Here is a 6119-nt window from a genome sequence, read left to right on the forward strand (position 1 = left end):
TTGGAACCACCACCGCCGCGCCCCATTTCCGCCCGGAACGTCCGGTTACCTAGCAGGCATCATGAAGCTCCCGTTCCGCCGCATCCTGGCTGCCGCCGCCGTCGCTCTGTCCGTCACCATGGCGGGCGCGGTCCTCGACCCCGCGCTGGCCGCGCCGCGCGCCGCTGCCCTGTCCGCCCAGGATCAGGCGCTGGTGGCCCAGGCGGAAAGCTATCTGAATGGCATCGGCACGCTGCAATCGAAGTTCGTGCAGGTTGCCCCGAACGGCCACCAGACCACCGGCACCTTCTATCTCGCGCGCCCCGGCCGGATGCGGCTGGAGTACGACGCGCCGGTGAAGGACTTCGTCGTCGCCGACGGTGCCTTCATCTTCTATTGGGACGGGGAGATGCGGCAGCAGTCCAGCGCCCCCATCGGCAGCACGCTGGCCGACTTCATCCTGCGCAAGAACATCCGGCTGTCCGGCGACGTGACGGTGACCGGCGTCTATCAGGCACCGGGGCTGGTGGAGATCAGCCTGACCGAGACCAAGGACCCCGGCAAAGGCACCCTGACGCTGGTCTTCGAGGATCGGCCCTTCCAACTCCGCAAATGGCGGGTGCTGGACGCCCAGGGGCTGACGACCGAGGTGGCGCTGATGAACCCGCGCGAGGGCATGCAGTTCGACTCGAAGCTCTTCTACTTCATCGAACCCAGCAAGGGCGATTACGGCCGCAACAACTGATCCGCCCCGACAAATTTGCACGGATTTCGCGCGAATCTCGTCACCGCGACAACCCGCCGCCGCAACGAAGTCCTCCTGATCCTGTTGCCGTGATGTATCGGGCGCGCTCACCCGCGCCCGGTGCACTCGAACGGATGAGGGGAGACGAGACATGGCAACGGAGGCGATGTACGAGGCCCGGCGGGTCCAGGGCATGAACGATCTGCTGGCGCGCAATTGGTGGGCGCTGGCGCTGCGCGGGGCCGCGGCGGTGATGCTCGGCCTGCTGGCCTTCCTGCTGCCGGGGGCGACGGTCGCCACCCTGGCGGTTCTTCTCGCGGCCTACCTGCTGATGGACGGGCTGTTCGCCATCGTCGGCGGCGTCCGCGCCGCCCAGGCGCAGGAGCGCAGCCTGCCCTTCATCCTGGACGGCGTGGTCAGTCTGGTGGCGGGCGCCGTGGCCCTGCTGTGGCCGGAGGCGAGCCTGTTCGCGCTGATCTTCGTGATCGCCGCCTGGTCGGTCATCACCGGCTTCGCCAAGATCATGACGGCGTGGCGCATGCACCGCACCCACGGCAAATGGGCCTGGGGCGTGGCCGGCGCCCTGTCGGTGCTGTTCGGTTTCGGCATGTGGGTCCTGCCGTCGCTGGGCCTGCTGGCCGTGGCGCTGGGTATCGGCAGCTATCTGATCGCCTATGGCGCGCTGGCCATCATCACCGCCGTCCGCCTGCGCCGCTGCCTGCACGACCGGACTCATCATTCCAACCACGGCAACGCCGTGGCGGCGGAGTAAAGCATCATCGACCGGGGGCGATGCGGCGGTAGCCGAGCGCCTCCGCGATGTGCGGGCGGCGCACGCCGCCCCCGCCGTCCAGGTCGGCCAGCGTGCGGGCGACGCGCATGACGCGGTGATAGCCGCGGGCGGACAGCTTCAGCCGCTCCGCCGCCTCGGTCAGCAGGGCGCGGCCCGGCTGGTCGGGGGCGGCGGCTTTCTCCAGCAGTTCGCCGTCCGCCTCGGCGTTGGTGCGCACCGCCCGGCCTTCGGGAAAGGGGCCGAAGCCGGCGTAGCGCTCCGCCTGGATGGCGCGGGCCGCGGCCACGCGGGCGGCCACGTCGGCGCTGCCCTCGGCGGGCGGCGGCAGGCTGAGGTCGGCGGGGCTGACGGCCGGCACGTCGATGTGCAGGTCGATGCGGTCGAACAGCGGCCCGCTGATCTTCGACTGGTAGTCCGCGGCGCATTTCGGCGCGCGGGCGCAGGCCAGCGACGCGTCGTCGAGATGCCCGCAGCGGCAAGGATTCATGGCGGCGATCAACTGCACCCGCGCCGGGTAGGTCACATGGTGGTTGGCCCGGCTGACCACCGCCTTGCCGGTCTCCAAGGGCTGGCGCAGCGCTTCCAGCGTGCCGCGCGGGAATTCGGGAAGCTCGTCGAGGAACAACACGCCCTTGTGGGCGAGCGAAATCTCGCCCGGCTTGGCGCGCGACCCGCCGCCGACCAGGGCGGGCAGGCTGGCCGACTGGTGCGGCGACCGGTAGGGACGCTGGCGCAGCAGTTTGCCGCCCTCCAGCAGCCCGGCGACGCTGTGGATCATCGAAACCTCCAGCGCCTCCGCCGGGTCGAGCGGCGGCAGCAGGCCGGGCAGCCTTGCGGCCAGCATCGACTTGCCGGAGCCGGGCGGCCCGATCATCAACAGATTGTGTGATCCGGCGGCGGCGACCTCCAGCGCGCGCTTGGCCGTCTCGTTGCCCTTGACGTCGCGCAGGTCGAGCGGCGCCTCGGCGCTTTCCTGGATGCGCGGACGGGGGCGGGTCAGCACCTGCTGGCCGCGGAAATGGTTGATGAGGGCGAGCAGCGTGGCCGGCGCCAGCACGTCCAGCCCCTCGCCCGCCCAGGCGGCCTCGCCGCCGCAGGCCTCCGGGCAGATCAGCCCGCGGTCGTGGGCCAGCGCGTTGATCGCCGCCGGCAGCACCCCGGCCACCGGGGTCAGCGCCCCGTCCAGAGCCAGCTCGCCCAGCGCGCAATAGCGGCTCATCTCCAGATCGGGCAGCACGCCCATGACGGTCAGCAGGGCCAGTGCGATGGGCAGATCGAAATGGCTCCCCTCCTTCAGCACGTCCGCCGGGGCGAGGTTGACGGTGATCCGCTTGGCCGGCAGGGCGAGGCCGAGCGCGTGCAGCGCCGCCCGCACCCGCTCCCGGCTTTCCGCCACCGCTTTGTCGGGCAGGCCGACCACGGTGAAGGCGACGATGCCGCCGGACATCTGAACCTGAACGTCGATGTCCAGAACCTCGATGCCCTGGAACGCAACCGTGTTGATCCGCGCAACCATGCCAGACGCCATGCCTTGGGAAATGCACGCGAGTGTATGGTCGGGCGAAGGGAATTGCCAGCGCGCCGGGCGGCGCAGGGCCGTCCTGCGGCCGAGCGGCCTTGGGCGGCGGGCGGCGCTGCCCTACACTTCCTCCCAGAGCACAACACACAGCAAGGGTCAGAGACCGTGCAGCTTCTTCTCAGCACCTGGGCCGAGGCCGAGGCTTACCTGAAGACTTCCAAGGGCATCATCCTGCCCATCGGCTCCACCGAGCAGCATGGGCCGAACGGCCTGATCGGCACCGACGCCATCTGCGCCGAGGTGGTCGCCCGCGGCGTCGGCGACGCCACCGGGGCGATGGTCGGGCCGACCATCCCCGTGGGCATGGCCGTGCACCACATGGACTTCGCCGGCTCGATGACGCTGAAGCCCTCCACCCTGATCGCCCTGCTGCGCGACTATGTGATGTCGCTGGCCGAGCATGGGTTCGAGCGCTTCTTCTTCATCAACGGCCATGGCGGCAACGTCGCGTCCGTCCGCGCCGCCTTCTACGAGATCTACGCGGAGAACCGCGCCCTGCGCGGCCGGCAGGCGCCGGAGCTGCGCTGCACCCTGGTCAACTGGTGGGAGAACCAGGAGATCGGCCGCCTGTCGCGGGAGCTGTTCGGCGGCAAGGAAGGCTCCCACGCCACGCCCAGCGAGGTGTCGCTGACCCAATACGCCTATCCCGAGTCGATCAAGACGGCGGCGATGGACCCGGAGACCGCGTCGCCCGGCGGCTTCTACGACGCCCGCGACTTCCGCCGCCGCCACCCGGACGGGCGCATCGGCTCCGCCCCCGGTCTCGCCACGCCGGAGCACGGCAAGCGGCTGTTCGAGACGGCGGTGGAGGCGATTTCCCGCCAGTATGGCGCCTTCCTGGCGGAGGCCTGAGCGGAAAAGCCAGCGGAAAAGCCTGCCTGCGGCCTTGAACTCGGGCGGGGCTTCACCGCATCATCCCGCGCCGAGACAACGATTGGGGGAAACAGCCGTCATGCCGAACCGCCAGAGGCGCGCCGCGCTCGCCGTCACCATGGGAGCGGTCCTCGGGCTGGCCGGCGCGCTGGCCGCCGGCCCGGTCCTCGCGCAGGCGGCCCCCCGCACGGATCTGGCCCGCACCGACTTGGTGGTCGGGATGCGGCTGGAGCCGCCGCACCTCGACCCCACGGCGGGTGCGGCGGCGGCCATCGACGAGGTGACCTACGCCAACCTGTTCGAGCCGCTGACCCGCATCGACGCCGAAGGCAAGGTGGTGCCGGGCCTCGCCGAAAAGTGGGAAGTGTCGGCGGACGGGCTGACCTACACCTTCCATCTGCGCAAGGGGGCGAAGTTCCACGACGGCACCGACGCCGATTCGGCGGACGTGAAGTTCTCGCTCGACCGCGCGCGGGGCGCCGAGTCGGTCAACGCGCAGAAAGGCTATTTCGCCGCCATCGCCGGGGTGGAGGCGCCGGACGCCCAGACCGTGGTGGTCACCCTGTCGCGGCCCGACGGTCTGTTCCTCTTCCACATGGCGTCGGGCGACGCCGCCATCGTCGCGCCGGAGTCGGCGGGCGCCAACAAGCAGACCCCGGTCGGCACCGGCCCCTTCAAGTTCGAGCGCTGGGTGGCCGGCGACCGGGTGGTGCTGGTGCGCAACCCCGATTACGACGGGCCGAAGCCGGCGCTGGAGCGCGTCACCTTCCGCTTCATCAGCGATCCGGCGGCCCAGGTCGCCGCGCTGAAGGCCGGCGACATCGACAGCTTCCCGCAGTTCGACACCTACGAGGCGCTGCCCCAGTTCCGCGACGACGGGGCCTTCACCGTCATGGTCGGCACGACGGAGGGGGAGACGATCCTCGGCACCAACAACGCCCGCAAGCCCTTCGACGACGTCCGGGTGCGCCGGGCCATGGCCCACGCCATCGACCGCAAGACGCTGATCGACGGGGTGCTGTTCGGCAACGGGGCGGCCATCGGCAGCCACTTCCCGCCGCACCGCGCCGGCTACGTCGACCTGACCGGCCTCTACCCCTACGACCCGGACAAGGCCAAGGCGCTGCTCGCCGAGGCCGGCCTGCCGGACGGGTTCGAGACGACGCTGCGCCTGCCGCCGCCGATCTACGCCCGCCGCTCCGGCGAGCTGATCGCCGCCATGCTGGCCGAGGTCGGCATCCGCGTGACGGTCGAGCCGATGGAATGGGCGCCCTGGCTGGAGCAGGTGTTCAAGGGCAAGAATTACGACCTGACCCTGATCGCCCACACCGAGCCGCTGGACATCGACATCTACGGGCGCCCCGACTACTACTTCAACTACCGCAGCGAGCGCTTCAACGCCGTGGGGGCGGAGCTGGACCGCACCCAGGACCCTGCCAAGCGCAATGCCCTCTACGGCGAGCAGCAGCGCATCCTGGCCGAGGACGCGGTGAACGGCTTCCTCTTCATGCTGCCCTCGGCCACCGTGCAGAAGTCGGCGGTTCAGGGCATGTGGGTCAACCGCCCGATCCAGGCCAACGACGTGACGGGCGTCCGGTGGAAGTGATCCGGCGCGGCCGGACCGGACCCGGCGGGGGCTGACCCGCGTGCTCGCCTTCCTGGTGCGCCGTCTGCTCACCCTGGCGCTGACGGCGTGGCTGGCCACGCTGGTGGTCTTCGCCGTGCTGGAGGCGATCCCCGGCGACCCGGCCCTGGTGATGCTCGGCACCAGCGCGCAGCCGGAGGCGGTGGCCGCGCTGCGCGCCCAGATGGGGCTCGACCGGCCCTGGCCCGTCCGCTACGCCGGCTGGGTGGGCGGCATGCTGCATGGGGATTTCGGGACCAGCCTGACCTACGCGCGCCCGGTCGCCGGGCTGGTCCCGAACTCCCCATGCAGCCTGCCGCCCCCCCAGCCGGCGTCGCGGACTGGCCAGCGCCGGGCGCGCCCCAGCCGGGCGCGCAGCGCGGCCCCCGCCCGCCCCTTCCCCCACCCTCGCCGCCCGTTCCGCGGGCTGCCGGCCGGCCGCATCCCGGTCGTTGGCCGCCTGGCCTCTTTCCCCGCGCTCCCCCCCCGCCCGCGTGCCCACGAACCGCCGATCGTCTCCGCGCCC

General features: G+C 71.2%; 5 protein-coding genes and 1 pseudogene. 5 read left to right on the forward strand and 1 reads right to left on the reverse strand.

The window, feature by feature from the left end; genetic code table 11:
* Nucleotides 1-61: 61 nt before the first annotated feature.
* Both GBZ26_RS25885 and GBZ26_RS25890 read left to right on the forward strand, forming a co-directional pair.
* A complete protein-coding gene (locus GBZ26_RS25885; RefSeq protein ID WP_174441298.1) occupies nucleotides 62-724 on the forward strand; it encodes a LolA family protein in 663 nt (220 codons plus the stop codon).
* Between the two features lie 151 nt (nucleotides 725-875).
* Nucleotides 876-1496, forward strand: a complete 621-nt coding sequence (locus GBZ26_RS25890) for an HdeD family acid-resistance protein (protein WP_174441299.1) — start codon at nucleotides 876-878, stop codon at nucleotides 1494-1496.
* Nucleotides 1497-1500: 4 nt separating this feature from the next.
* Here GBZ26_RS25890 and GBZ26_RS25895 read toward each other — a convergent pair whose 3' ends face one another.
* Complete coding sequence (locus GBZ26_RS25895; RefSeq protein ID WP_174441300.1) at nucleotides 1501-3033, reverse strand: YifB family Mg chelatase-like AAA ATPase; 1533 nt, start codon at nucleotides 3031-3033, stop codon at nucleotides 1501-1503.
* Between the two features lie 168 nt (nucleotides 3034-3201).
* Between GBZ26_RS25895 and GBZ26_RS25900 the strand changes: the two genes are divergently transcribed.
* From GBZ26_RS25900 to GBZ26_RS25910, 3 genes and pseudogenes are all read left to right on the forward strand, one after another.
* Complete coding sequence (locus tag GBZ26_RS25900; RefSeq protein ID WP_174441301.1) at nucleotides 3202-3948, forward strand: creatininase family protein; 747 nt, start codon at nucleotides 3202-3204, stop codon at nucleotides 3946-3948.
* 100 nt (nucleotides 3949-4048) lie between these two features.
* On the forward strand, nucleotides 4049-5575 hold the full coding sequence (locus tag GBZ26_RS25905; protein ID WP_174441302.1) for an ABC transporter substrate-binding protein: 1527 nt from the start codon (nucleotides 4049-4051) through the stop codon (nucleotides 5573-5575).
* A 40-nt stretch (nucleotides 5576-5615) separates the two neighbouring features.
* A pseudogene (locus tag GBZ26_RS25910) lies at nucleotides 5616-6119 on the forward strand (hypothetical protein); the annotation flags it as partial.

It is taken from the genome of Azospirillum formosense (genome assembly GCF_013340925.1).
In the GTDB taxonomy this organism is placed as follows: Bacteria; Pseudomonadota; Alphaproteobacteria; order Azospirillales; family Azospirillaceae; genus Azospirillum; species Azospirillum formosense.